Origin of the sequence: Luteibacter sp. (assembly GCF_035539195.1) — a bacterium.
In the GTDB taxonomy this organism is placed as follows: Bacteria; Pseudomonadota; Gammaproteobacteria; order Xanthomonadales; family Rhodanobacteraceae; genus Luteibacter.
The window spans coordinates 38,075-64,569 of the sequence record NZ_DATLIW010000012.1; the positions used below are offsets into that span (position 1 = coordinate 38,075).

Annotated in this window: 28 protein-coding genes; 18 read left to right on the forward strand and 10 right to left on the reverse strand. The window is 65.9% G+C overall.

Going from position 1 to position 26,495, the window contains the following annotated elements; all coding sequences use genetic code 11:
* Window positions 1-10: 10 nt before the first annotated feature.
* Both VM621_RS03190 and VM621_RS03195 read right to left on the reverse strand, forming a co-directional pair.
* Complete coding sequence (locus tag VM621_RS03190) at window positions 11-931, reverse strand: patatin-like phospholipase family protein (RefSeq protein ID WP_325467549.1); 921 nt, start codon at window positions 929-931, stop codon at window positions 11-13.
* Between the two features lie 106 nt (window positions 932-1,037).
* Window positions 1,038-2,063 carry a class 1 fructose-bisphosphatase gene (locus tag VM621_RS03195; RefSeq protein WP_325467550.1) on the reverse strand — a complete coding sequence of 342 codons (1,026 nt, stop codon included), beginning with the start codon at window positions 2,061-2,063 and terminating at the stop codon, window positions 1,038-1,040.
* A gap of 134 nt (window positions 2,064-2,197) precedes the next feature.
* On the opposite strand from VM621_RS03195, the gene VM621_RS03200 reads away from it, so the two are divergent.
* The 7 genes from VM621_RS03200 (at window position 2,198) to VM621_RS03230 (ending at window position 7,686) form a co-directional block, all read left to right on the forward strand.
* On the forward strand, window positions 2,198-2,383 hold the full coding sequence (locus VM621_RS03200) for a hypothetical protein (protein ID WP_325467551.1): 186 nt from the start codon (window positions 2,198-2,200) through the stop codon (window positions 2,381-2,383).
* Window positions 2,380-3,018 (forward strand): glutathione S-transferase family protein, encoded by a 639-nt coding sequence (locus VM621_RS03205; RefSeq protein WP_325467552.1) that lies wholly within the window; start codon window positions 2,380-2,382, stop codon window positions 3,016-3,018. The genes VM621_RS03200 and VM621_RS03205 overlap by 4 nt, the downstream gene beginning before the upstream one ends.
* Before the next feature lie 69 nt (window positions 3,019-3,087).
* Entirely contained in the window at window positions 3,088-3,792 is a 705-nt protein-coding gene (locus VM621_RS03210; RefSeq protein ID WP_325467553.1) for a YafY family protein, read from the forward strand.
* Window positions 3,793-3,837: 45 nt separating this feature from the next.
* Window positions 3,838-5,574 carry a DUF885 domain-containing protein gene (locus VM621_RS03215; protein ID WP_325467554.1) on the forward strand — a complete coding sequence of 579 codons (1,737 nt, stop codon included), beginning with the start codon at window positions 3,838-3,840 and terminating at the stop codon, window positions 5,572-5,574.
* Window positions 5,575-5,852: 278 nt separating this feature from the next.
* Complete coding sequence (locus tag VM621_RS03220) at window positions 5,853-6,254, forward strand: MbcA/ParS/Xre antitoxin family protein (RefSeq protein ID WP_325467555.1); 402 nt, start codon at window positions 5,853-5,855, stop codon at window positions 6,252-6,254.
* Entirely contained in the window at window positions 6,251-6,961 is a 711-nt protein-coding gene (locus tag VM621_RS03225) for an RES family NAD+ phosphorylase (protein WP_325467556.1), read from the forward strand. The genes VM621_RS03220 and VM621_RS03225 overlap by 4 nt, the downstream gene beginning before the upstream one ends.
* Window positions 6,962-6,978: 17 nt before the next feature.
* Window positions 6,979-7,686, forward strand: coding sequence for an SGNH/GDSL hydrolase family protein (locus tag VM621_RS03230; RefSeq protein ID WP_325467557.1), 708 nt, complete (start codon window positions 6,979-6,981; stop codon window positions 7,684-7,686).
* Between the two features lie 284 nt (window positions 7,687-7,970).
* Here VM621_RS03230 and VM621_RS03235 read toward each other — a convergent pair whose 3' ends face one another.
* Entirely contained in the window at window positions 7,971-8,255 is a 285-nt protein-coding gene (locus tag VM621_RS03235) for a hypothetical protein (RefSeq protein WP_325467558.1), read from the reverse strand.
* A 34-nt stretch (window positions 8,256-8,289) separates the two neighbouring features.
* A complete protein-coding gene (gene phhA / locus VM621_RS03240; RefSeq protein ID WP_325467559.1) occupies window positions 8,290-9,177 on the reverse strand; it encodes a phenylalanine 4-monooxygenase in 888 nt (295 codons plus the stop codon).
* Between the two features lie 143 nt (window positions 9,178-9,320).
* Here phhA and VM621_RS03245 point away from each other — a divergent pair, with 143 nt between their 5' ends.
* The 9 genes from VM621_RS03245 (at window position 9,321) to VM621_RS03285 (ending at window position 15,098) form a co-directional block, all read left to right on the forward strand.
* Window positions 9,321-9,800, forward strand: coding sequence for an Lrp/AsnC family transcriptional regulator (locus tag VM621_RS03245; RefSeq protein WP_325467560.1), 480 nt, complete (start codon window positions 9,321-9,323; stop codon window positions 9,798-9,800).
* Between the two features lie 83 nt (window positions 9,801-9,883).
* A complete protein-coding gene (locus tag VM621_RS03250; protein ID WP_325467561.1) occupies window positions 9,884-10,684 on the forward strand; it encodes a lysophospholipid acyltransferase family protein in 801 nt (266 codons plus the stop codon).
* A complete protein-coding gene (locus tag VM621_RS03255; RefSeq protein WP_325467562.1) occupies window positions 10,681-11,682 on the forward strand; it encodes a YheT family hydrolase in 1,002 nt (333 codons plus the stop codon). The genes VM621_RS03250 and VM621_RS03255 overlap by 4 nt, the downstream gene beginning before the upstream one ends.
* A 52-nt stretch (window positions 11,683-11,734) precedes the next feature.
* Window positions 11,735-12,358, forward strand: coding sequence for a YbhB/YbcL family Raf kinase inhibitor-like protein (locus VM621_RS03260; RefSeq protein WP_325467563.1), 624 nt, complete (start codon window positions 11,735-11,737; stop codon window positions 12,356-12,358).
* Window positions 12,359-12,477: 119 nt separating this feature from the next.
* The gene (locus VM621_RS03265) at window positions 12,478-12,636 is read left to right on the forward strand and encodes a DUF1328 domain-containing protein (RefSeq protein ID WP_082878844.1); all 159 of its coding nucleotides are present in this window, start codon (window positions 12,478-12,480) and stop codon (window positions 12,634-12,636) included.
* A gap of 69 nt (window positions 12,637-12,705) precedes the next feature.
* Window positions 12,706-13,095 (forward strand): hypothetical protein, encoded by a 390-nt coding sequence (locus VM621_RS03270; RefSeq protein WP_325467564.1) that lies wholly within the window; start codon window positions 12,706-12,708, stop codon window positions 13,093-13,095.
* Between the two features lie 110 nt (window positions 13,096-13,205).
* Entirely contained in the window at window positions 13,206-13,604 is a 399-nt protein-coding gene (locus VM621_RS03275) for an ABC transporter ATP-binding protein (protein ID WP_325467565.1), read from the forward strand.
* 1 nt (window position 13,605) lies between these two features.
* On the forward strand, window positions 13,606-13,935 hold the full coding sequence (locus VM621_RS03280; protein WP_325467566.1) for a hypothetical protein: 330 nt from the start codon (window positions 13,606-13,608) through the stop codon (window positions 13,933-13,935).
* Window positions 13,932-15,098: an AI-2E family transporter gene (locus VM621_RS03285; protein ID WP_325467567.1), complete on the forward strand. Its 1,167-nt coding sequence runs from the start codon at window positions 13,932-13,934 to the stop codon at window positions 15,096-15,098. Before VM621_RS03280 ends, VM621_RS03285 begins: the two co-directional genes overlap by 4 nt.
* A 10-nt stretch (window positions 15,099-15,108) precedes the next feature.
* Here the strand turns inward: VM621_RS03285 and VM621_RS03290 are convergent, their stop codons facing one another.
* The 4 genes from VM621_RS03290 to VM621_RS03305 are packed head-to-tail and all read right to left on the reverse strand — an operon-like array spanning window position 15,109 to window position 21,718.
* Entirely contained in the window at window positions 15,109-15,882 is a 774-nt protein-coding gene (locus tag VM621_RS03290) for an SDR family NAD(P)-dependent oxidoreductase (protein ID WP_325467568.1), read from the reverse strand.
* Window positions 15,879-17,312, reverse strand: a complete 1,434-nt coding sequence (locus VM621_RS03295; RefSeq protein WP_325467569.1) for a TolC family protein — start codon at window positions 17,310-17,312, stop codon at window positions 15,879-15,881. The genes VM621_RS03290 and VM621_RS03295 overlap by 4 nt, the downstream gene beginning before the upstream one ends.
* Window positions 17,313-17,314: 2 nt before the next feature.
* Entirely contained in the window at window positions 17,315-20,506 is a 3,192-nt protein-coding gene (locus tag VM621_RS03300; protein WP_325467570.1) for a multidrug efflux RND transporter permease subunit, read from the reverse strand.
* Between the two features lie 6 nt (window positions 20,507-20,512).
* A complete protein-coding gene (locus VM621_RS03305) occupies window positions 20,513-21,718 on the reverse strand; it encodes an efflux RND transporter periplasmic adaptor subunit (RefSeq protein WP_325467571.1) in 1,206 nt (401 codons plus the stop codon).
* Between the two features lie 194 nt (window positions 21,719-21,912).
* Between VM621_RS03305 and VM621_RS03310 the strand changes: the two genes are divergently transcribed.
* Complete coding sequence (locus VM621_RS03310) at window positions 21,913-22,896, forward strand: LysR family transcriptional regulator (protein ID WP_325467572.1); 984 nt, start codon at window positions 21,913-21,915, stop codon at window positions 22,894-22,896.
* Window positions 22,897-22,982: 86 nt separating this feature from the next.
* Window positions 22,983-24,092: a serine hydrolase gene (locus tag VM621_RS03315; protein WP_325467573.1), complete on the forward strand. Its 1,110-nt coding sequence runs from the start codon at window positions 22,983-22,985 to the stop codon at window positions 24,090-24,092.
* On the opposite strand, the gene VM621_RS03320 is transcribed toward VM621_RS03315, so the two are convergent.
* Window positions 24,065-25,657 (reverse strand): winged helix-turn-helix domain-containing protein, encoded by a 1,593-nt coding sequence (locus VM621_RS03320; RefSeq protein ID WP_325467574.1) that lies wholly within the window; start codon window positions 25,655-25,657, stop codon window positions 24,065-24,067. The two genes, VM621_RS03315 and VM621_RS03320, sit on opposite strands and share 28 nt — an antisense overlap.
* Window positions 25,658-25,672: 15 nt before the next feature.
* A complete protein-coding gene (locus VM621_RS03325) occupies window positions 25,673-26,467 on the reverse strand; it encodes an undecaprenyl-diphosphate phosphatase (protein ID WP_325467575.1) in 795 nt (264 codons plus the stop codon).
* Window positions 26,468-26,495: the final 28 nt, after the last annotated feature.

Below are 26,495 nucleotides of genomic sequence, written 5' to 3' on the forward strand. Positions count from 1 at the left end.
ACCGCGCCGGTCAGCGCGCCGGGATGGGCGGCTTGCCCATGGCGGCGGTCTTCTCGGCGATTTTCGCCTTGATGGCGGGAATCGCGGCAAGCGCCGCGCGCTCGCCCTCTAGGATGGCCACGTTCTTCTGGTCGAAGTCGGTCGGGCCGATCTGGCCGACCTTCGGCCGGATCACGATATCCGCACGCCGCAGCTCCTGCTCGGCCAGCTTGCGACCCATGATGGTGATCGACTGGCCGACGATGCCGACCATGCCGGCGGGATTGCTGCCGTCGGGGCGCGCCGAAATGTCCACGGCGATCACGATGTCGGCACCGAGCTGGCGCGCGGCATCCACCGGGACGGGACTGACCACGCCGCCGTCGACGAAATGCTTGCCGTTGATTTCCACCGGCTCGAACACACCGGGAATGCTGCTCGACGCGCGCACGGCCTGCCCGGCGTTACCGCGGACGAAGATCGCGCGCTCGCCCGTTTCCAGCTCGGTGGCCACCGCCGCGAACGGCGTGCGCAGCTTTTCGATCGGCGTGTTCTTCAGCAGGTCGTTGACGTAATCCTGGAGCTTCTGTCCCTGCACCATGCCGCCGGAGAAAAAGCGAACGTCGCGGATCTTGCCCTCGTCCAGCGAGAACGCCGTTTCCTGCAACTGGAACGCGTCCATGCCGCTGGCGTAGAGCACGCCGACGACACTTCCCGCGCTGGTGCCGGAGACGGCATCGACGTGAATGCCGCTGGCCTCGAGCATCTTGATCACACCGATGTGTGCAAAGCCTTTCGCGGCCCCGCCGCCCAGCGCCAGGCCGATGCGCGGTTTGGCCGCCAGCACGGGTACGGCGTTGTCCAGGCGGGCATCCGGTTTCGATCCGCCAAAGCAGCCGGTGAGCAGGGCGGTCAAAAGCAGCGGGAGCCAGGTGCGGGCGCGAAGCGTCATGGAGGCGAACCGAGAGGGGGCTGGCGGATCATCGGGCACCATGGCGGCGCATCGATGACGGGTAAGTGGCGAAAGCCGGGCGACGAGACGCCGCCCGGCCCCTGGTTCAGTCGCGGGTGTCGTCGGCTTCGACGTGGTAACGCGTGGCGATCTCGATCTCGTGCTTCGAGCCGAGGAACACCGGCACGCGCTGGTGCAGGGCGGTCGGCTGCAGGCTCATGATCGGCTCGCGACCGGTGGTCGCGGCGCCGCCGGCCTGCTCGACGATGAAGGCCATCGGATTGGCTTCGTACATCAGGCGCAGCTTGCCGGTGCCGCCCTTGGCGGTGATCTTGGCATCCAGCGGATAGATGAACACGCCGCCGCGGGTGATGATGCGATGGACGTCGGCGACCATCGAGGCGACCCAGCGCATGTTGAAGTCGCGGCCACGCGGACCGGTGGAACCGGCGAGCAGTTCGCCGATATAGCGTTGCATCGGGGCTTCCCAGTGGCGCTGGTTCGACATGTTGATGGCGAACTCGGCCGTCTCTTCGGGAATGGTGATGTTCCGGCGTGTCAGCACGAAGCTGCCATGCTCACGGTCGAGGGTGAACTCGTGCACGCCATGGCCGAAGGTCAGCACCAGCACGGTGCTCGGGCCGTAGACCACATAGCCGGCGGCGACCTGGTCGGTGCCCGGCTGGAGGAAATCCTGCACCTTGGGTTCGGTGACTCCATCCGGGCAGCGCAGCACCGAGAAGATCGTGCCGACCGACACGTTGACGTCGATGTTCGACGAGCCGTCGAGCGGGTCGAACAAGAGCAGGTGGTTGCCCTTGGGGTAGGCGTCGGGGATCGGCTGCGGGTCTTCCATCTCTTCGGAGGCGCAGGCGGCGAGGTGCCCGCCCCAGGCGTTGGCCTCGAGCAGGATCTCGTTGGAGATCACATCGAGCTTCTTCTGGGCCTCGCCCTGCACGTTGTCCGAGCCGGCGTTGCCGAGCACGCCGCCGAGCGCGCCCTTGCCGGTAGCCACGGAGATGCGCTTGCAGGCGCGGGCCACCACCTCGATGAGCAGGCTGAGCTGGGCGTTGATATGCCCCTCGCGCTTCTCTTCGATCAGGAACTGGATCAGTGAAATCGGTTTCGTCATCGGGACGGACTCAGGCGCGAAAGCACGCATTGTCCGGATGCCGGGTGAACGGCGCCAGAGGGCTGCTGACAGAACGCTGTCAGCAGCCCCCGCGCAGACTCTCCCTCTACCGAAGCAAGGGAGAGGGACGTCGCATGAATCGCTTTCTCGATCGTCTCGCCGTGCTCTATGCACCGCTCGGGCGCCGCGGGCTGCTGATGGATGGGCAATACCGCTTCGCTCCCGATACCGGCCGGCCGCCGGAATCGCGGGCCGGATCGGCGCCTGCCCGGCCGGGCTCCAGGACATCCACGAAGACCACCAGGGAATTGCACGCATGAATGCCAGTCGGATCAAGTTCCACCACGCGCCGAACAGCCGTTCGGGGAGCACGCTGATGCTGCTCGAAGAGCTCGGTGCGCAGTACGACATCCATGTGATGAACCTGGCCGAGGGGGAGCAGCGGCAGCCGGCGTACCTGAAGGTCAATCCGATGGGCAAGGTACCGGCCATCGAGCATCTCGGCGGCCTGGTCACCGAGCGGCCGGCGATCTTCACCTATCTCGCCGATCTCTTCCCGCAAGCCGGTCTGGCCCCGGGGCTGGGCGATCCGCTGCGCGGCCCGTACCTTCGCTGGCTGGCCTTCTACGGCTCCTGCTTTGAGCCGGCGGTGATGGATCGCTTCATGAAACACGAGCCGGCGCCGACGTCGACCTGCCCCTATGGCGACTTCGATACCGTCATGGACATGATCGAGGCCCAGCTGAGCGCCGGTCCCTGGCTGTTCGGCGACCGCTTCACCGCCGCGGACATCCTCTGGGCCAGCGCGCTGGACTGGACCATGCGCTTCGGCATCGTGCCGCGCCGCGATGTCTTCGAGGCGTACGTGGCCCGGCTGATGGCCCGGCCGGCCATCTGCCGGGCGACCGGGCAGGACGCTGCGCTGGCCCGCGCACAGACCCTGGCCGTCGCCTGAGCGCTCCGACGTGCCGGCCCATGACCTTCGCCGCTTCCCGCGCACCGCGCGGGAAGCGATGATTCGGGGATGCGCCGTGCAGACCGCCTGTTCCTCATCATCAATGCCCTGCGTGGGCGGCGTACCGCGTTGCCTGCGCGCCAGCTGGCGAGCACGCTCGAGGTCTCGCTGCGCACGGTTTATCGCGATGTCGCCGATCTGCAGCTTTCCGGGGTTCCGATCGAAGGCGAGGCCGGCGTCGGGTATGTCCTGCGCAAGGGCTCGGACATCCCGCCGCTGATGTTCTCCGCCGACGAACTCGAAGCCCTCGTGGCCGGAACGCGCTTCGTTCGCGCGTTCGCCGGGGAACGTCTGGCACGGGAAGCTCAGGCGGCCCTGATCAAGATCGAGGCCGTGCTTCCGGCCGAGCTCCGCGAGCGCTCGGCGCAGTCGAAGATCTTCGCGCCGATCTGGCGCGATCCGTTCCAGAACCAGGTCGCCGCGATGCTCGACCGGTTGCACGCGGCCATCGTCGGCCATTGCGTTCTGTGCCTGGACTACCGCGATGCCGAGGGGCGCACGTCGACGCGCGAAGTCGAGCCGCTTTGCCTGTCTTTCTGGGGCGGCGCGTGGACCCTCGGCACCTGGTGTCGTCATCGCCAGGCGTTCCGCAATTTCCGGCCGGACCGTATCGAGGACTGCCGTAACGAAGGCGAGACGTTCACCGATGTGCCGGGACGGGACCTGAAGGCCTACCTGGATACGATGCGCGGGCATTACGCGGGACTGGAATGAGCGGGGAATGCGATGATCGGGGTTTTCCCGCCAACGGTCTCCTGCATGTCCCCCTGGATCCGCGCCATCGCCTTCGCCGGTTTGTTTGCCGCTACCGCCCACGCCGCCACACCGTCGGCGTCGCCGGACGAAGCCTTCAAGGGCATCTATACGAAGGAATGGACCTGGCGTAACGGGCAGGCGGGCATCCTCACCTCCGGCGAGGCCCAGCCCGGCGATGGACGCCTGGATACGGTCGACGCCGCCAGCCAGGCCAAGCGGCTCGCCTATTGGAACGACGTGCTCGCCCAGCTCGATCGCATCGATCCGCACAGCCTGAGTGCGACCTCTCGCGTCGACTATGCGGTGTACCGCGAGCAGATCTTCAACCTCGCCGCCGCACAGCGCTTCGCGCAGTGGCAGATGCCGTTCAACAGCGATTCGGCGTTCTGGTCCGACGTGGGCTATGTGATGCATGGCGACGACCTGCGCACGCGCGAGGACTACCGGCACTACATCGAGCGCCTGCGCCAGATTCCGGCCTACATGGACCAGGAGATCGCCAACATGCGCCTCGGGCTGGCGCGTGGTTTCACCGTGCCGCGCGAGGTGCTCGACGGGCGCGACGTATCTATCGCCGCCGTGGCCGGGTTGAAGAGCCCGGAAGACAGCGCGCTCTACAAGCCGTTCAAGGCGCTGCCCAAGGCCATGCCGGCCGCGGATGCCGAGTCCCTTCGTGCCGACGCGCGCAACGCTATCGCCCAGGGTGTCATACCCGCGTACGGCAAGCTGTTGACCTTCTTCCGCACGGAGTACGTGCCGAAGGCGCGACGCACGCTGGCCGCGGAATCGCTGCCCGACGGCAAGGCCTACTATCGCCAGCAGATCCGCGAATACACCACGCTGGACCTCACGCCCGACGAGATCCACGCGATCGGCCTTCGCGAGGTGGCGAAGATCCACGAGGCCATGCTGGAGACGATGAAGGACACCGGCTTCAAGGGCGACTTTCCGGCTTTCCTGCAATTCCTGCGCACCGACCCCCAGTTCTACGCGAAGACCCCGGACGAACTGCTCATGCGCACGGCCTGGGTGGCCAAGCAGGTGGACGGCAAGCTGGGCAACTACTTCGGCCTGCTGCCGCGCCAGCGTTTCGCCATCGAGCCGGTGCCGGCGGATATCGCGCCGTACTACACCTCCGGCCGCGGCGGTGCGGACGTCTATCTGGTCAACACGTACGATCTGCCGTCGCGCCCCCTGTTCAACATGCCGGCTTTGACCCTGCACGAGTCCATGCCGGGCCACGCGCTGCAGCTGGCCCTCTCGGCCGAGCAGGATGGCTTGCCGCCGTTCCGTCGCGATGGCTACATCTCCGCCTATGGCGAGGGCTGGGCCCTGTACTCCGAATACCTCGGCGAAGAGATGGGCATCTACCACACGCCCTACGAGCACTTCGGTTACCTCACCTACCAGATGTGGCGTGCCTGCCGTCTCGTCGTCGACACCGGCATCCATCATCTGGGCTGGACGCGCCAGCAGGCGATCGATTACCTCACCCAGAACACGGCCTTGAGCCAGCGCGAGATCGCCAACGAGGTGGACCGCTACATCAGCTGGCCCGGACAGGCCCTCTCCTACGAACTGGGTTACCTGAAGATCCGCGAGCTACGCGAGCGCGCCGAAGCCCAGCTTGGCGAGAAGTTCGATCTGCGGGCCTTCCACGACACCGTGCTCGCGGTGGGTTCGGTGCCGCTGCCGGTGCTCGAGCAACACGTCGACAGCTGGATCGCCTCGAAAAAATAGGTTCTTCGCGGAAGTCCGGGGACGCCGAAGGAATCGGTTCACTCGCTTCGCGAGTGCTTGGTCTCAGCGGCTGATGCCGCGGCGGGCTCGGACCTGTCTGAGCAGCGAGGGTGGGCGCCAAGGTCTCCCCGCGAAGCGCCCAAGTGTAGAGAACGATGGCGCAGCCGAGCCCGCGAGGCCGAACCAAAAACCAGCCCTGCCACGGCTAGCCAATCGTTTCCGTGAAATCGGTCTACAAATGGAGTACATTAAGAGATAACTCCACAGGTAGAGCAACGATGCACTCCGTCATCCATGCCGAACCCACGCCCACGGGCGACCTGGGCGGTCCCGCGCTCCGGGCCTTCTTCGCCCTGGCCGAGCGTTGGAAGCTTCGTGTCACCGAGCAGCGCACCCTGCTCGGTGACCCACCCGAGTCGACCTACTTCAAGTGGAAAAAGCAGCAGGACGGCGCCCCCTCGCGGGACGTCATCGAGCGGATCAGCTACCTGCTCGGCATCTGGAAGGACCTGCAGATACTCTTTCCCGACCCCGCCCAGGCCGACGCCTGGCTGCGCAAGCCCAACGACGCCTCGCTGTTCGGCGGTCGCCCCGCCTTGGAGCGCATGTTGTCCGGCAACGTGGCCGATCTCTATGTCGTCCGTCAGTACCTCGACGCCCAGCGCGGCTGGAACGGATGAGCGCCGGCGAGCCAACACCTCCTTTGCGGCGCATCCGCTGGAGCCACGCCTACCGCATCGTCCCCAGCCGGTTTCCGCCGGTCGGTCTGTTCGACCGGATCGCCGATCCGAAGGACATCGACGCGGTGATGGCCATCGAGTCGCTGACCAATCCGCGCCTGCGCGATGAAATCGGTGCGTTGAGCCTGGTCCCGCCGTCGCGCCGCGTCTCCGGCCCGGGCACGACGCCGATCATGGCGGCCTTTGCGCATATCCCGCCGGAAGGCAGTCGCTTTTCCGACGGCCACTGGGGCGTGTTCTACGCCGCCCACAGCGTGGCGACGGCGATCGAGGAAACGGTATTCCACCGCGAAGCCTTCCTCGCCGCGACGCATGAACCGCCCACCGACGTCCAGGTGCGCTGCTACAAGACCGCCATTGCCGGCAAGCTGCACGACATTCGTGGCGGTTGGGCGGCCGAGCACGCTCCCGACTCGTATGTGGCAAGCGTGAAACTCGCCCGCCGCCTGCGTGACAGCGGCTCCAATGGCATTGCCTACGACAGCGCGCGCCATGAAGGCGGCGAATGCGTGGCGCTCTTCTATCCCGATCTGGTGGCGCCCTGCGTGCAGGCCGAGCATCTCATCTATCGCTGGAACGGCATCCGCGTCGAAGCGGTCTTGAAGGTCACCCCCGTGGAGCGTCAGGGTTTACCTCGTAGACCGTAAGCAGTTACGGTCTACGCATGACACGCCTGACGATTCTTCTCCTTCTTCTCGTTTTTTCCTGTGGCGCGGTGGCAAAGGAGTCGGACCACGCCAAATGGAATGCCGACATCCAGGCCTTCGAGGCCTCGGACAAGAGCCAGCCCCCGCCGGCCAACGCCGTGCTCTTCATCGGCAGTTCGTCCATTCGCTTCTGGAAGACGCTGGGTACCGACTTTCCCGGGTATCGGGTGATCAACCGCGGATTCGGCGGATCCGATCTGGACGACGCGACGGCGTTCGCCGATCGCATCGTGACGCCTTACCGTCCGGCGGCCCTGGTGATGTATGCCGGGGACAACGATCTCCAGGGTGGCGACTCGCCGGAGCAGGTCCGCGACGACTTTGCCGCTTTCGTCGGCAAGGTGCGCCAGTCACAGCCCGATCTGCCGATTGCGTTCATCGCGATCAAGCCCAGCGTGGCGCGGGCCGCCTTGCTGCCGAATATCCTGCGGGCCGACCAACTGATCCGCGCCTGGGCGATGACCCAGAAGAACGTGGCTTTCCTCGACGTGGTGCCGGCGATGCTCGATGCGCAAGGCCAGCCCAGGCCGGATCTGTTCATTGAAGATGGGTTACATATGAACGCGAAGGGCTACGCCCTGTGGGTTGCGCAAGTCACCCCCTGGCTCGCGGAGCACGCGATGCGCGCTGAAGATAAACGCAGGCAAAACGCGCCTACCCCGTAATGCGGGAACTTCACGCGATCGCCCTTATCTAAGTCTGTGATCGCCGAGAGGCGACCTGTTGTCAGACGACCGGTTGTTATTGGTCTATCTGTCCCGGGTCCCGCTATTTCCCCTGATAGCCTGGACCCGACACCGACCCCGGCAGCTCCTCCCCTGGCTGCCGGGGTTTTATTTTGCCCGGAATCCGGCAAATCGGGCCGCGACGGTCTGTGGGAGCACACAAAGGAACGGGCGGGCGAGTCAGCGACCCACCCGCCCGTCAGGGCAACCCCGCCATGTTTGGCTCACACCGTGCGGCTGCGGCTCGCGTAGGGCCGGATCGAGGTGTCGAAGGCGCGCCAGCGGCCGTCATTGCCTTCGATGTTCAGCACGATGTCGGAGAACGCGTTGGCCTGCTCGATCCGACGGGCCTCGCTTATTGCGCATTCCAGAGCGTCGTCCCGTGAGCAGAACTCGCCATATTCGGCTTCGTTCTTCTGCAATAGCCAGAGACCCGGACCGACGGACTCGAACGGAATATCGAAGACGACCACGATGGACACACCCTGTTCAGCGGAAAGTAAGTCCATCGTAGAACGCCGTTCGTTAGGCTGCCGTTGAGATTCAGTTGTCCGCGCCTGAAGCGAAGCCCTCGCGGGTGCCCTTATGGAACACGTGGTCGGTCACAAGCACCTCGCCCGCCGCCACGGCAGAGCGCTCGGCGAGCTTCGCGTAGATTGGCGTGAAGTCCGGGCCGGTCGCATCGAACAGCTGCGCGAAGTCGTCGATGACGAAGTACGTCTGCTGGAAGGTATCGATCCTGTAGCGGGTGTTCATCACACGCTCCAGATCGAAACCGATGCGGTTCGGCGCCGCGGAGTCGATCGAATAGACCGATTCGCCCTTGGAGCTGACGATGCCGGCGCCATAGATACGCAGGCCGTTGTCGGTCCGGATCAGTCCGAACTCGACGGTGTACCAGTACAGGCGCGTGAGGTTCATCAGCGCCTCGGGCCCGATCGCGTGCGCCTTCATGCCGCCCTTGCCGTATGCCTGCATGTAATCGGCGAACACGGGATTGAGCAGCAGCGGCACATGGCCGAACAGGTCGTGGAACAGATCCGGCTCGGACAGGTAGTCCAACTGGTCCGGCTTGCGGATCCACCAGCTGACCGGGAAGCGACGGTTGGCCAGGTGGTCGAAGAAAACCTCGTCGGGCAGCAGGCCTTCCACGGCCACGACCTCCCAGCCCGTGGCCTCGCCCAGCACCTTGTTCAGCTCGGAGAATCGCGGAATACCGCCGTCGCCGAGGCCGAAGCGCTCGACGCCGTCGAGGAACTCCTGGCAGGCGTAAGCAGGCAACAGCTCGCGCTGGCGCTTGTACAAGGTGTCCCAAACCTCGTGGTCCGTCTTCGAATAGCTCTCCCACGGCTGCTCCACGGTGCCGGTCGCGTAGACGGGCACGTATCCGCGGTCGGTCTGCTGGTGTTCGACGCGACGGGGGGTGTCCATGGCGGGCCTCCTTGGGCTGCAGTGCGGGTGGTGATCTAGGCTTCAGCTTAGCGAGGAAGCGCCGCAATAGGCTTGTGTTGTTGCGCTAAAAGGCCGCCACTGTGCAACAATGTGCCGGCGTAGACGATCATGGCGAAACAATCATGCAAGCGACCCTCGACCGCACCGACCTGCGTATCCTCGCCACCCTGCAAACCCATGGGCGGATCACCAACGCCGAGCTGGCAACCGAGGTCAGCCTCTCGCCCTCGGCCTGCCTGCGCCGCGTGCAGAAACTGGAGGCCGACGGCGTCATCGCCGGCTACGGGGCCCGCCTGGAACCGCGTTCCCTCGGCCTGGGCCTGCAGGCCTTCGTTCGCGTGCAGCTCTCCCGCCATGAAGCCGAGGCGATCGACCGGTTCACCGTGCAGGTGGCCGGGTGGGACGAGGTGGTTTCCTGCTTCGCGCTCACCGGCGACATGGACTACCTGCTCCAGGTCTACGTCGCGGATCTGGACGGCTTCTCGCGCTTTCTGCTCGATCGGCTGCTGAATGCCTCGGGCGTGGCCGACGTCAACACGAGCTTTGTCCTGCGAACGGTAAAGGCTTCGACCGCCTTGCCACTCGCTAACGTGCCTGTCTAGCACGTCGCAAGCCCGCGTGACTTAAGAACAAACGCAAGTTCCTCTAGCGGCACAGCCCGGCCATCGTTAATCTTGCTTTCTCGATGGAAGCCACCTCTGCCAACCTGAGTTCCCGCGACCGCATGCGTCCGTTTCGCTATCTGTGGCGAATCCCGCTGGTGTTGCTGCATATCGTGTTCGCCATCCTGATCTGCACCTTCGTGCTGAGCTGGTCCAACGGGGTGATGAAGAACGGCCGCGAGCCCTTCGCCCATCGCGCGATCCGCCTGTGGTCGGTGCTGCTGCTTCGCATCTTCGGCTTCCGCAGCCGCCGCTTCGGCACGCCACTGCCCGATCCGGTCCTGTTCGTCGCCAACCACACGTCCTGGCTGGACATCACGCTGATGCATTCGCAGCGCGCAGCCTGCTTCGTCGCCAAGGCCGAAATCGCCGGCTGGCCACTGGTCGGCTGGATGGCGTCACGCGGAGGCACCATCTTCCACCGCCGTGGCAGCAACCACTCGCTGGCATCGGTCATGGCGGTCATGGTCGAGCGCCTGCACGAGGGCCGTTCGGTCGCCGTCTTCCCCGAGGGCGGCACCGGCCATAACGGCGTGCTCCGTGTGTTCCATGCGCGTATTTTCCAGGCCGCGCTCGACGCCGAGGTTCCGGTGCAGCCCGTGGCCCTGCGCTTCGCGCGCCAGGGCCGTCGGGTCATCGACGCCGGTTTCCGCGAGAACGAGACCTTTATGGGCAACGTCATCCGGCTGCTGGGCGAGGCCCCGCTGGACGTGGAGGTTCATTTCCTCGAGTCGGTGCCGGTATCGGCCGATGGCCGTCGGCGCATGGCCGAGGCCTCGCGCGAACGCATCGCGCTGGCCCTGGACACCGATACGCCCGCATGAGCCTGCCCAAAGGCTCAGACTTCCTGCCGCCGTGGCCGCTGCGCAGCGGGCACATCCAGACCATGCTTTCGTCCAGTGGCGTTCGCCGTCGCCTGTTGCCCAGGCGGGCGCACCAGGTGCAGGTGGATGCACGCGAAGTGCTGGTCGATGTCGGGCAAGGCGACCGGCTGAGCGGCCGTTATACCGCGCAGACCACCGGTCGCGAGTCGCGGGGCCTCGCCATCCTGTTCCACGGCTGGGAAGGCAGCGTCGACTCCACCTATGTGCTGCAAACCGGCAGCCGCCTGCTCGAAGATGGCTGGGACGTGTTCCGCCTGAATTTTCGCGACCACGGCGACAGCCACGGACTCAACGAAGCCCTGTTCCACTCCTGTCGCATCGACGAGGTGGTCACCGCCCTTGGCGAGATCGCCCGGATGTTCCCGGCGAAGACGATCGGCGTCGCCGGTTTCTCGCTTGGCGGCAACTTCGCCCTCCGCGCAGCTATGCTGGCGCCCGCGCAAGGCGTGCCGCTGGACTACGTGCTCGCGGTCTGCCCGATCGTCGATCCGGCCGAGGGCCTGTTCTCGCTCGAGAAGGAAGCGCCGTGGATCTACCACGCCTATTTCATGCAGAAATGGCGACGGTCGCTGCGCCTGAAGCAGGAAGCCTTCCCCCAGCAGACCTATTTCGAGCTCAACGAGCTCAAGCAGAACATGCGCGAGCTGACCGCTTCGCTGGTCCTGCGGCACACGGATTTCGGGTCGCTCGAGGCCTACCTCGACGGCTACTCGATCGCCGGCGACCGACTGATGAACATGCATGTTCCGGCCACCATCCTCACCTCGAGCGACGACCCGGTCATCCCCATCGGCGCTTTCCGCGCCTTGCGCCTTCCGCCGAATATCGAACTCGACATCGCCCGCTACGGTGGCCACTGTGGCTTCATCCGTGATTTCGGCATGACCAGCTTCACCGACGACTACATCGCAGCCCGTTTCGACGCCATCGCCCGCTGATCCCCACCATCCCCGGGCGTCCGACCATGCGTGAAGCAACCTGGAGATCCCCATGCGCCTCAAAAGCGACAGCATCGAGAACGGCAAGCCCATCGCGGCCACCTACGCCTTCATGGAGATCGGCGAACCGATCAAGCCTGCAGGAAATGTCACACCCCACCTTGCCTGGACCGAGGTGCCGGCAACCGCGAAGTCGTTCGCCATCGCCGTCATCGATACGGACGTGCCGTCCAGGCCGGACGACGTCAACGTGGAAGGTCGCGAGGTGCCCCGCCACCTGCCGCGCGTCGAGTTCGTCCATTGGCTGATGGCGAACATCCCGCTGGAATGCCGCGAACTGGGCGAGGGCGCCTGTGGCGAAGGCGTCGTCGCGCGCGGCAAGAAAGATCCGGTCGGCCCGCCGGGCTCGGTGCAGGGTCTCAACGACTACACCGGATGGTTCAAGGGCGATCGCGACATGGAAGGCCATTACCACGGCTACGACGGCCCGTGCCCGCCCTGGAACGATTCGATCGCACACCATTACCACTTCCACGTCTATGCACTGGACGTCGACACGGTGCCGCTTGAAAACGGCTTCTCCCTGGCCGAATTGAGGGACGTGATGAAGGGGCACGTCGTGGACGAGGCCGTGATCACCGGGACCTACTCGCTGAACCGGAAAGTCAAAGCGTGACGAGAGGGTGAAGGTCGAGGCTGAACGACTTTTGAGCATGGCGTGCCGACTTCACGCGGCCTGCGCGGTGGCCGGGACTAAATGGGTTCCGCGCCATCCACCCACTGGAGTACCCGACCATGCTGCACTACGCCCTCGTCTTCCTCGTCATCGCGATCATTGCCGCGGTCTTCGGCTTCGGTGGCATCGCGGGTACGGCTGCCGGTATCGCGAAGATCCTCTTCATCATCTTCCTGATCCTGGCCATCATCTCGTTCTTCCGCGGTCGCAGCGTGTAGTCGCGGAATGACCTTTACCTCACCTTTCCTGTTTTACGTTGCACCACCCCGTTCCCGGAGAACTTCGTCATGAACAAGCCCGCCGACCACGTCGCCAACGCAGCGACCGCCGCCGCGAATACCGTTTCGGCCGCCGAGCGCATCGACGCCAGCGCCGAGCGAGTGAAACAGGCCACCTCCGACACCATCGACCGCACCAAGGACGCCGTGGATCGCGCCGCGGACAAGGTCGAGTCGTCGCTGCACCACGCCACCGACAAGGCCGCCTATGGCGCCACGCGCGCCGCCGAGAAAGCCGAAGAAGCCAAGCTTCGCGGCAAGGAAGCCTACGGTGAGGCGGTCGACACCGCCAACGACTGGCTCGACACCGCCCGCGACTATGTTCGCGAGAAGCCGGTACAGTCCATCGCGCTGGCTATCGCCGCGGGCTGGCTGGCCGGTCGCATCCTGCGCAGCTGAACCACATCTCCCCGGGGGCAAGACGCATGTTGGAAGACGGTCCCTCGGGGCAGAGCTCAGTGGACGACCCGATGCCGGGCGCGGAGGCGCCCAGCTCGTCGGGAGTGAAGATGCCCGCCTGGTTCGACGACGTGCGAAAGCTCGGCGCCGGACTGAAGCGTCTGTTCTCGGCGCAACTGCGCCTCATCCTCGCCGAGCTCGGCCTGGCCCGGAGCGGCATCACCTTGATGCTCTTCATGGGACTGGCGGCTATCGTCTTCGCGGTCGCCCTCGGATTCACGTTGCTGGCGTTGGCCGGGTGGGGACTCGCCCAGTGGTTCGGATCCTGGGCGTGGGCGCTGGCGGCGCTGGCGGGTCTGCAGCTGATCCTTCTCGTCCTGGCGATCCTTGTGTTCCGGCGGGCCATGCACTGGCTGACGCTCCCGGCCTCGCGGGCCGAACTGGCCACGCTCGCCCGCGAAGCGGCAAAGCAGGGCAAGGCCGAAGGCGAGCTGAAGGTGGAGGGCTGACGTGGGCATTTTCAACAGCTTGGCGAAAGTCACCAAGGCGCGCGCCGAAGTCGCCCTTGCACGGGAAGCCACCGTACAACCCGCCGCCGCGCTCATCGCACGCGGCTACGAGTATCCGCTCACGGTGCTCGGTATCGCGGCCGGTTCCGGCGTGCTCCTGAGTAGCATCAAGGTCAATCCGCTGGCCGTGCCTGGTGTGAGTGGGCTGGTTGCCGGTGGGACGGCCGACATCATCGGCAAGGTGATCTCCATGGCCGCGGGCAGCTTCCTCGGCGACTTCGCCGGCGATACCGCCGACGCCACGGCCGATGCCGCCGACGAGGTCGCGTGAGCGACTTCCCCAGCCCCGTTCCCGCGCCGCTGCCATCGACGGCGCCACCCGGTGTGGCCGTGTCGTCGCTCGCCGTGGCGCGCTCGCGTCGTAAACCAGGTAGCAGCCGGAGCACGCGGCGGATATCGCGTCATCTGCGCGCGATCCGTATCTCACTCACCGGCATGATCCTGCTCGCCACCGTCTATACGGTGGCAATCGGCAAGTCGTTGCTTGTCCCGTTGGTTCTTGCCGCCTTCATCGGACTGGCGTTGAACCCCATCGTCGTGGCCGCCGCGCGCATTCGCCTGCCGCGCTGGTTCGCCGCGGTGACGGTCATGCTGCTGCTCGGCGTCGGTCTGGTCTCCGCGGTGGCGACGCTGGCAACCCCCGCCTTGAACTGGTTCCATGAAGCGCCGACGGCGATGCGCACGTTCGCGCCGAAGATCAAGCCGCTGACGCAACAGATCGAGGCGGCGAGCCGGGCCACGCAGAATCTCGTCGGCGGTACGGTCGCGCGCAACGCACCGGCGGCCAGTAACGATTTCGCCTTCACCGCCTGGGACATCGTCGCCGGTGCGCCGAAGGTGCTGGCCAGCGTGCTTACCGTGGCGCTGCTGGTGTTCTTCTTCCTCGTGTACGGCGACGAGATCCTGCGGCGAGCCGTGGAGATATCGCCGACGTTCGCGTACAAGCGACACACGGTCAGTATCGTGCGCAGCATCCAGACCGAAGTGTCGAGCTACCTGCTGTTGACTGCCGCGATCAACGTCACGCTCGGGCTGGTCACCTCGGGCATGCTCTATCTGTACGGCGTACCGGACCCCTTGCTCTGGGGGTCGGTCACGGCGATAGCGAACTTCATTCCCTACGTGGGCGCCATCACGACGACGACGATCCTCTCGGTCGTCGGTGTGCTGCACTTCCAGGAACTCGGGCCCGCTTTGTTGCCTGCCGCGACCTTCGCCGGCATCACGGCCATCGAAGGCAACCTGCTTACGCCGATGCTGCAGGGTCGCCGCTCACGGCTGAGCCCCGTTGCCATCCTGCTCTGGTTGCTGGTCTGGGGCTGGATCTGGGGCATCCCCGGTGCGTTGCTCGCGGTGCCGATGCTGACCTGCGTCAAGCTCATCACGGCCAGGTTGCGCGGCTGGGAATGGTTTGCGCACATGATCTCGCGCTGAGGCCCGCCGCCTACCAGGCCAGCCTCGCGTGATCCCGGAACAACCCGCCGTTTACCGACTCACGCTCCGAAAGAAGCGCAGCCCAGACGATGCCTTCCGCGCTTTCGGCGACGGGACGCCCGCCGCTGCCGCCGAGCGCGGTCGCCGTCCAGCCCGGGCACACCGCATTGACAAGAATGCCGCTGCCTTCCAGCTCGTGCGCGGCGACCTGGGTATAGGCGTTGAGCGCGGCCTTGGAAATGCGATACGCCGGCGCCGTCTCGCCGCACATGTTGCTGACGGCACATTCGCTCGAAACATTGACCACGCGCCCATAGCCATGGCGCCGCATCAGCGGTAACGCCGCCGCGGTAAGACACCAGGCACCGAGCAGGTTCGTATCGAATGCGCCGCGAATAGCCTCCAGGTCCGGCTTCGACACGCGCGCGTCGTGGTCGAAATACCCACCCGCATTGTTCACGAGTATGTCGAGCCGGCCGAAACGACCATCGATATTGGCGATCGCCGCTTCTATGTCGGCCGCGCGGGTCACGTCGAGCCTGACCGCATAGGCGTCACCGCCCATGTCACGGACGGTTTTCACCGCTTTCTCGCCCCTGGCAGGCTGGCGCATGCCCATGAAGACGGTGACGCCGAGCGAGGCGAGCTGTTTCGATACCTCAAGTCCGATACCGCGATTGGCACCGCTCACCAGCGCGACGCGCTGGGTGAGCGGTGGCTCCACGGCGGTCGGGTTCGATCGCTTCGTCTGTACGGGCAGGCGATGAACCTTCGCGGAGCTCATGGGGCTTTCGCAACCTCGCTACACGTGCTGTTGCCGCAGGCCTGCCAGCCACCGCCGAGTGCCTTGTAGAGCGACACGGCGCGGGTGTTGATCCCGGCTTCCGCCTCGGCAAGCTGATCTTCCGCGGAAAGTTGCGTACGTTCCGCGTCGAGCAGTTCGAGGTAGTCGGTACGGCCGGCGTCGTAACGGAGCTTGGCCAGCTCGGCCGCACGACGGCTTTCCTTCGCCTGCACGACGAGCTTCTCGACACGCAGGCGTTGCTGGTTGAAGCCGACCAGGGAGTTGTCCACGTCTTCCAACGCGCCGAGCACGGTGCGGTCGTAGTTGGCCTGCGCTTCCTCCGCCCGGGCACGCGCGCCCCTGACCCCCGATGCCACGCGCTGCACGTTCAGGCCCGACCACGAGATGCTCGGTGCGAGCGACCACGCCCGCGAGTCGGCCCCGCCGAAGTCGTTGCTGCGACCGGCGAGAAAGCCGACGAAGCCGCCCAGCGTGATGTGCGGGAAGTAATCGGCCTTGGCGACGCCGATGCGGGCATTCGCCGCGGCAAGCTCACGCTCGGCGACGCGGATGTCCGGACGACGCTGCAGCACCTCGTCGGCACCACCGATCGCGAGGCTGACGTCGATCGGCTTGAACGTCGCCGGCGAGAGGTCGATGTCGAGCTCGCCGGGCCGCTCGCCGAGCAGCACCGCGATGCGGAACCGATCGGCCTGGGCCTGGGTCTCGAGCACGGGCAGCTGCGCCTCGACGGCGGCGAGGCGGGCCTTCGCCGAGGCGAGATCCTGCTCCGCACCGGTCCCGACTTCCACGCGCGCATTGATCACCTTCAGCGAATCCTGCTGGTTGGTGATGTCGCGCCTGGCCACGTCGATGCGCAGCTGGGTGCCACGCAGGTCGAAGTAGTTGCGGGCCACTTCGGCGAACAGCGTGACCTGCGCGTCCTGCAAGGAGGCCTCGCCGGCACCGGCATCCGCACGGGCGGCCTCGACCGAGCGACGGATGCCGCCGAACAGGTCGAGTTCCCAAGAGGCGTCGAAGCCGGCCTGGTAGGAGGTGATCGTCGTGCGCCGGTCGGTGAAGCCCGGCTGCTGTTCACGAGCGCGCGAATAATCCACGCCGGTTTCGATATCCGGAATCTGCTGCGACTTCGCGGTGCCGAGAGCCGCGCGCGCCTGCTTCAGGCGGGCGACCGCGATCCTCAGATCCGGGCTGCCTTTTGCCGCACGGACGATAAGGCTATCCAGCGTCGGATCGCCGAACTGCTTCCACCATTGCGCCTGGAAATCGGTGCTGGTCTGCTGCGCCGGGTCGACGCCCTGCAGCGTGACCGGCGCTTCCTTCGGCGCGTGATAGTCGGGGCCCACGCTCGCGCAACCGGCGAGGACGAGGGCGGCGAACAGGGCCGTACTACGGAGGATGGTTTTCATGATCACGACTCCCGGGCCGCGTGTTCGAGGAGACGGCGCTCACGGCGTGCAGCGCGATTCGCCGCCGAGCGTTCGTTCCAGCCGCGGATCAACACATAGAAGAGCGGGGTGAAGATCAGGCCGAAGAAGGTGACGCCGAGCATGCCGGCGAACACCGCCACGCCCATCGCATGACGCATTTCCGCACCCGCGCCGTGCGAGGTGACCAGCGGGACCACGCCCATGATGAAGGCGAACGAGGTCATCAGGATCGGACGCAGTCGCAGGCGGGCCGCCTCGAGCACGGCATCCACGCGGTTCATGCCTTCGATCTCCGCTTCGCGAGCGAACTCCACGATCAGGATCGCGTTCTTGCAGGCGAGGCCTACCAGCACGATCAGACCGATCTGGGTAAAGATGTTGTTGTCGCCACCGGTGACGATCACACCGGCGATCGCCGACAGCAGCACCATCGGTACGATCAGGATGACCGCGAGCGGCAGGCTCAGGCTCTCGTAGAGGGACGCCAGCACCAGGAACACCAGCAGCACCGACAGCGGGAACACCAGCACCGCGGTATTGCCGGCAAGGATCTGCTGGTATGTCAGTTCGGTCCATTCGTAGCTCATGCCGTTGGGCAGGCTCGCGTTGACCAGCTTCTCCATCGCTTCCTGCGCCTGACCCGTGCTGTAGCCCGGTGCCGCGCCGCCATTGATCTCGGCGGTGGGATAGCCGTTGTAGTGCTGCACACGATCCGGACCGTTGGTCTGGCGCATGGTCAGGAACGAGCCGAGCGGCACGAGGTCGCCGGCGGCGTTGCGGGTCTTCAGGCCGACGACATCGGACGGCTCGTGGCGGAACGACGGCTCGGCGGAAACGTTCACCTGGTAGGTGCGGCCGAAACGGTTGAAGTCGTTGACATAGAGCGACCCCAGGTACGCCTGCATCGTCTGGAACACATCACCCAGGTCGATGCCTTCGGACTTGGCTTTCTCGCGGTCGATATCCGCATCGAACTGCGGCACGTTCACCTGGAAGCTGCTGAACAGGTGGGCGAGCTCCGGCGTCTTCTGGCTGGCGCCGATGATGCCCTGGGTCTGCTTGAACAGCTCGTCGAAGCCGAGGTCGCCACGATCTTCCAGCTGCATGCGGAAACCGCCGATCGTGCCGAGGCCGTTGACCGGCGGCGGCGGGAAGATCGCGATGTACGCACCCTGGATGGAAGCGAACTTGGCATTGAGGCGCGCGACGATGGCATCCGCCGAGAGGTCCTTGTCGCGACGCTCCTCGAACGGCTTCAGGGTCACGAAGACGATGCCCGAGTTGGTGCTGTTGGTGAAGCCGTTGATCGACAGGCCGGGGAACTGCACGGCACTCGCCGCACCCGGATCCTTCAGGGCGATGTCGCCCATCTCGCGGATCACCGTTTCCGTGCGGTCGAGCGAGGCGGCGTCCGGCAGCTGGGCGAACGCGACCAGGTACTGCTTGTCCTGCGGCGGCACGAAGCCGGTCGGGGTCCGCGCGAAGCCGAGCACACCCAGGCCGACGAGGCCGGCGTAGAGCACCAGCATCACCACGGCGAAGCGAAGGATCTTCTTCACGCCGCCGACGTAACCGTTGGAGGCGCGCTCGAAGGTGCGGTTGAACGGACGGAAGATCCAGCCGAGGCTACGGTCCATCAGGACCGTGAGCTTGTCCTTGGGCTCGTCGCGGCCCTTCAGCAGCAACGCGGCAAGCGCCGGGCTCAGGGTCAGCGAGTTGAACGCGGAGATCACCGTCGAGATGGCGATGGTCAGGGCGAACTGGCGATAGAACTGACCGGTCAGGCCGCTGATGAAGGCGGCCGGCACGAACACCGCGCACAGGACCAGCGCCGTGGCGACGATCGGACCGGTGACTTCGGTCATCGCCTGGCGCGTGGCCATCTTCGGATCGAGTCCATGCTCGATGTGCCGCTCGACGTTCTCCACGACCACGATCGCATCGTCGACGACGATACCGATCGCCAGCACCAGTCCGAACAGGGAAAGCGCGTTGAGCGAGAAGCCGACCATGTACATCACGGCGAACGTACCGATCAGCGAGACCGGGACGGCCACCAGCGGGATGATCGATGCACGCCAGGTCTGCAGGAACAGAATCACCACGAGGACGACCAGGATGATCGCCTCGAACAGCGTATGCACCACGGCTTCGATCGAGCCGCGAACGAACACGGTCGGATCGTAGACGATGGTGTAATCGACACCCTGCGGGAAGTCCTTCTTCAGCGTGGCCATTTCCGCGCGCACTTCATCGGAGATGGCGATGGCGTTCGAGCCCGGGCGCTGGAAGATCGGAATCGCCACGGCCTCCCGGTTGTTGAGCAGGCTGCGCAGGGCATAGTTGTTCGAGCCCAGTTCCACGCGCGCAACGTCGCGCAGGTGGGTCACCGAGCCGGTCGGATCGCTGCGCACGATGATGTTGAGGAAGTCGTCCTCGGTGACCAGGCGGCCCTGCGTGTTGATGTTGACCTGGAACGCATTCGAGTTCGGGCCCGGCGGCGCGTTGAGCGCGCCTGCGGCGACTTCGATGTTCTGCTCGCGCACCGCCTTGATCACGTCGCCGGTGGTGAGGTTGCGGATGGCCAGCTTCTCGGGGTTCATCCACACGCGCATGCTGTACTCGCCGGCGCCGAACAACTGGACGTCACCCACGCCGTCGAGACGGGCGAGCTGGTCCTTGATGCGCGTACGGGCGTAGTTCGACAGGTAGAGCATGTCGTAACGGTTATCCGGCGAGGTCAGATGCACGACCATGGTCAGGTCGGGCGAGCTCTTGGTCGTCGTGACACCGAGACGCTGCACTTCCTCGGGCAGTCGCGGCAGCGCCTGCGAGACGCGGTTCTGCGTCTGCACCTGCGCGTTGTCGAGATCGGTACCGAGGGCGAAGGTGACCGTGAGGGTCATCTGGCCGTCGCTGGTGGACTGCGAGGAGGTATAGAGCATGCCTTCCACGCCGTTGATCTGCTCTTCGAGCGGCGTGGCGACGGTTTCGGCGATGACCTTCGGGTTCGCACCCGGGTAGCTCGCCTTCACCACGACGGTCGGCGGAACGACCTCCGGGTACTCGCTGATCGGCAGCTTGAACACGGCGATACTGCCCGCGATCAGGAAGAGCACCGACAGCACGCCCGCCAGGATGGGGCGTTCGACGAAATATTGCGCGATTTTCATGAGGGATCAGTCCTGGTTCTGCGCCACGCTGTCGACGCCGGCGGGACGGGCGGCGACATTGCGTGCGCTCTCCGGTACCAGCGAGGCCATCGCCACGCGCTTCGCATTCACTTCGACGCCCGGGCGCACGCGCTGCAGGCCGTTCACCACCACGACGTCTTCGGCATTGAGGCCGGAGTCGATCACGCGCAGGCCGTCCACCAGGGCACCGGTGGAGACGCGGCGGTATTCGACCTTCTTGTCCTTGCCGACCACGTAGACGAACTTGTTGCCAAGGTCGGTGCCGACGGCCTTGTCGTCGATCAATGCACGCGGCTCGGTGTTGCCGCTGCGCAGTTCCACGCGGGCGAAGAGGCCGGCGGTATAGGCGCCATCCGCATTCGGGAACACGGCGCGCAGGCGGATCGTGCCGGCACCGGCGCGGATCTGGTTGTCGACGAAGTCGATCTTGCCGACGTGCGGGTAGCCGGTTTCGTCGGCCAGGCCCATCTCGACGTCAGGTGCATGGCCGTTGGCGCGACGCAGGCGGTCGAGCTTGAGGAAGGTCTGCTCGTCCACGTCGAAGTAGACGTACATCGGGTCGACGGTGACGACGCTGGTCAGCGTATCGGTCGGCGTGACCAGGTTGCCGGCGGTGATCTGGGCATTGCTGACCTTGCCGTCGACCGGCGCACGAACCTCGGTGAAGGAGAGATTGAGGCGTGCGTTGTCGAGGGCGGCCTGCACCGAAGCGACCTGCGCCTTGGCGCTGGCGGCGGCCGTATCGAGACGATCCGCTTCTTCCTGCGACACGGCGTGCTGTTGGACCAGCTTGCTGCCGCGGGCGGCGTTGGCGTCCGCATTCTTCGCCTCGGCGCGGGCCTGGGCGAGGTTGGCGGCGAGGCGGTCGGTCTCGGCCCGGTACGGACGCGGATCGATAGTGAAGAGCAGGTCGCCCTTCTTCACCGTGGCGCCTTCGCGGAAGTGCACGCTATCCACATAGCCGCTGACCCGCGGCTTGATCTGGATCGTGTCCACCGCCTGGATGCGGCCGGTGAAGGCGTTGGCGTCGGAGACGGGGCGCAGCAGGACCTGGGCTACCGTGACCTCCGGTGCCGGCATGGCAGCGGCGGGCTCGGCGGCGTGGATCGGCGAGCTGCCGGCGCTGAGCCAGAGCGCCGAGGCGATCGCGACGGCGAGCGCGGACGAACCGAACAGGAGTTTCTTCTTCATGACGAGGTCCTGAGAGCGTGATAGGTAGGCGGGAAAGTCGTGCGGCGGCGCAGGATGCAACCTCAACTTTGGTTGAGGTCAAGCCGGTCCGTCTCAGGGGGCGTAATCTAGGCCTTGCCTGTCAAGGCTTAAATGGGTCTACAATCATCGCGCCTGTGATTCACAGTCACGAATGAAGATTCCCGGAGTCGGCGATGGAAGACTTTTCCGCTATCAGCGTTTTTGTTCGCGTGGTCGAGGCCAAGAGCTTTTCTTCCGCGGCGCAGCATCTCGAGATGACCCCGTCGGGGGTCAGCCGGGCGATTTCGCGGCTGGAAGAAAGCCTCGGCGCACGGCTCTTCTTCCGTTCCACGCGTTCCCTTCGTTTAACCGACGATGGCTCCGCGTTCTATGCGCGTTGCAAGGAGATCCTTGCCGATCTCACCGAAGCCACCGAGGCCCTGGGCTACGCGAAGACCAAGCCAGCCGGCAAGTTGAGGGTGGCGGCTTCGTCGGCGGTCGGTCGCGCGGCGATCATCCCCAACCTCGCCGAATTCGAAGCCAAATTCCCCGATATCCGGCTCGAGCTGACCATGTGCGACTTCCCGTTCGATCTGAACGAAGAAGGCTTCGACTGCGCCATCCGCATGGGCGAACTGGCCGATTCCAGCCTGATCGCCCGCAAGATCGGCCACTTCAGCAACGTGCTTTGCGCCTCGCCGGCCTATTTGGCCCGCCATGGGGTGCCGACCACCATCGAAGACCTGAAGACCCACCGCACGGTAAATTTCGTCCACCCGAGCACGGGCAAGCCGTCGCAGTGGCAGTTCGACTCGCCCAGCGGTCGTGTCGCCGTGGACGTGGACGCGCACATGATGATCAACGACGGCGAGTCGGTGATCCAGGCCGCCATCGCCGGATTGGGCGTCATCCAGGCACCGCATTGCCTGGCCGCGAGCGCGCTCGACAAGGGCCTGCTCGAAATCATCATGACGGACACGATCTCCACCGGTTCCAACCTCTGGATCGTCTACCCGCAGAAGCGTCACCTCTCCGCCCGCGTGCAGGCCTTCATCGAGTGGACCAGCGAGCTGTTCCAGCGGACCAGCACGCCGCAGTGCCAGATCGTCCAGGCGCAGATGGCCGAACTCGACCGAATTCGCAAGCTGGGACCCGCGCCCATCGCGGCGGTCGCGTAACACGGCTTCATAAAACTTCACCCGGACTTCAGGCACTTCACGGCGCATGACGATCCACTCGGGGCTCTTCCCAAGGAGCTTCCGACATGCGTCTCGCCCTCTCCGCCCTGATCTTCGCCGTCGCCTTCCCGGTGACGGCGGCAACCTACCAGCCACCCCTCGCCTCGGCCGACGGTTGGCCCGTGGCCGATGCCGGCAAGCTCGGCTGGGACACCGCCACGCTCGCCAGCCTCGACGGCAAGATGGTCGACGGCAGCTTCAAGCAGATCACCAGTGTCCTGGTCGTCGACCACGGACGCCTCGTCTACGAGCACTATTTCAACGACGGCTCGGCCGATCTCCTCAACGACATACGCTCGGCGAGCAAGAGCCTCACGGCGATGCTGGTCGGTGCCGCCATCGCGCGTGGGGCGATCCACGACGTGAAGCAGCCGGTGTACGCGTTCTTCCCGGAGATACGCATCGACCACCCGGACGCGCGTCGGGCAGGCATCACGATCGAAGACCTGCTCACGATGAGTTCGATCCTCGAGTGCGACGACGAGAATCCGTTCTCCGCGGGCAATGAGGAGCGCATGTACGTCGCCGAGCGCTGGCTCGACTTCGCGTTGAACATCCCGATCCGCGGCTACGCGCCATGGGTGAGCCGGCCGAAGGATTCGCCGTACGGCCGCACGTTCTCCTATTGCACCGCCGGCGCGTTCCTGGCCGGCGCCGTGGTCGAGCGGGCGACGAAGATGCCCCTGGCGCGGTTTGCGCACGAGACGCTCGAACAACCCCTGGGGATCGCGCAGGTGAAGTGGAACACCTCGAGCGAGGGCGTAGGCATGGGCGGTGGTGGCACGCGGTATCGCTCGCGCGACCTGGCGAAGATCGGCCTTCTCGTCGCCGATGGTGGCCGATGGCAGGGGCGGCAGGTGCTGCCGAAGGCATGGGTCGCGACGATGCTGACACCGCATGCCCAGGCTCGCGACGATGCCGACTACGGCTACCTGTGGTGGCAGTTTCGCTTCCCCATCCACGGGGTGGACACCAAGGTATGGGCGATGAGCGGCAACGGCGGCAACTACGTGTTCGTCCTGCCCGAGCGTGGTCTGGTCACGGTGATCACCAGCCAGGCCTATAACAAGGGCTTCGCGCATCCGCAGTCGCAGACCATCTTTCGCGATTACATTCTCTCGTCCCTGCCGCGCTGACCGCTCTCGCGCAAGAGTTGCCGGGTTTTCAGATCGGCCGGACACCAGGGCGCCGCAAGCACCCGTTCTCGTTCCGCGGCGACCCGGCGATCGATTGCCGCGAGCACCGCCTCGAAAGCGGGGTCCGCGGCAACCGACGAGAACAACGGCGAGGCGCGGAGATAGCCGGCGTCGCGCCATCCCTTGTCCACCGCATCGGCAAGGGCCGCGATCGCGCCGCGTCGGTCGCCCGCCGCTTGCAGGAGGACGGCCAGCTCGATCCGGCTGGCGGGCCACGGGTCGTCGACCAGGCTGGAGCGGGTTTCCGCGATGCGCTGCGCGAGCCATGCCGGGGTGACCGGCACGGGCCCGTAGACGGCGGCGAGCGTCGTCTGCAATCGTGATTCGGGACGCATGGCATGGGCCTCGGCGAACGCGTTGGCCGCCGCGGCCGGGTCATTGCGCCGGAGGGCGAGTTCGCCATCGAGCTGTGCGAGCTCGGCGCGCGGCGTGTCACGTTCCCGCGCCTGAGCCAGCGCAGTGCGTGTCTCGTCGAAACGCCCGCGTGCAAAAAGGAACGCGGGCCAGGCCAGGTTGGAGAAGACATTGTCGGGCGACAAGGCGAAGACGCGCCGAAAGCGCCCTTCGGCCGCCGCATCGAAGCCGAGCAGTTCATACTCGCGGGCGATCTGTACGTCGCGAAAGCGCACGCGCGCCGGGTCGCCGTGCATGTCCAGATTGGCGCGCAGGGCGTCCGCCAGCCGGCCTTGTTCCTGGTACAGATAGGCGGCGGACGAGCGGCTGCCATCGTCGGCAGGATCCAGTCGCACGGCATGCTCGTAGTCGGCTATGGCAGCGGAGATGTCGCCGAGGCAGTCGCGCGCATAGCCGAGCGCGGACCAGGCCGCGGCCAGGTCGGGGCGCAAGGCGACGGCACGATCAGCGAGACGTTGCGCATCGCGGGCATCGTCTGCGCCGGTGTTGTAGAGACAGGTGCGCGCCGATCGCGTGCGGCTCGCGCCGGTCAGCGCATCGGCATCGTCGGGTGCCTCGTGCAGGGCGTTGTCGTACAGCGAGAGGGCGCGTTCGTTGTTCTCGCGTTGACCCATGGCCGCGTACCAGTGGGCGCGCTGAAGCAACTCCTGCTGCGCGGTGAGTACCGGCTTCTGTTCGTGGGCGAGGAAACCCGCGCCCAGCGCGACGGCCGCCAGCACGCCCACGGCGGCGACGGCCGGCCAGACCGAATGCCGTCGCCGCGCGGTCGATTCCGCCAGCGGCTCGGGCGGCGCGCCCAACTGATAGCCGCGTCCGCGCACGGTGCGAATGTAGCGCGGCTGGCGCGCGTCGTCGCCCAGGGCCTGGCGGAGCAGGCGCACGCGCTGGGTCACGGTCTCCTCGTTCACCACGGCGGGGGCCCACACGGCTTTCATGAGCTCGTCGAAGCCGACGACACGGTCGCCGCGTTCTATCAGGCACACGAGCAGCTGAAAGCTCAGGCCGGTCACGTCGAGCGCGACATCGCCGCGCTCCACCCGCTGCCTTGCCAGGTCGACCGTGAGATCGAGTAGCCGGAAGCGGGAGGTCATGGCCGGGTGGGCGACTCAACCACCCGCGGGCAGCAGGAGCAGCAGGGCGATGCCAAGGACGATGCGGTACACCGCGAAGACGGTGAACTTGTGCGAGCGGATGTATCCCAGCAGCCATTTCACCGCGACGAAGGCGACCAGGGTGGAAACGACGAAGGCCACGCCGAGACCGGTCCAGTCCTCGCCGGCGACACCGCCCTGCTTGAAGGTCTTCAGCAATTCGTAGCCGGTCGCGGCGTACATGGTCGGGATGCCGACCAGGAAGGCGAATTCGGTAGCCGCCGCGCGATTGCTCGTGCCGGCGAGCATGGCGACGAAAATGGTCGCCGCGGAACGCGAGGTTCCCGGGAAAATGCCCGCAACAATTTGCGCCAGGCCGACGAGGATGGCGACGCGCCAGGTGATCGCGACCTGATCGGGCCGGTTCATCGTGGCCTTCTCGGCCACGATCATCCAGATACCGCCGGCGATCAGCGCCCAGGCGATCGGCGTCACGTTCTCCGGCAGCTTGAAGCCCAGCTTGGTCACCACCAGGCCCAGCGCCGCCGTAATCAGGAAGGCCACGGCCAGTTTCATCACGTAGTCGCGGGTTTCCGGGCGCCGCCAGTTCTGCAGCATGCTCCACAGGGTGCGCCAGTAGATGAAGGTCACGGCGAGGATCGCGCCGGCCTGGATCGCCACGTTGAACAGGTCCGAGCGCGCGCCCAGCCAGCGCTCCGCGATGAGCAGGTGGCCGGTGCTGGAGACGGGCAGGAACTCGGTGATCCCCTCGACGATGCCGAGGAGGATGGCGCTGATCAGGTCGTTCACAGGCTACGCATTCCGGGTGAGGGGACGG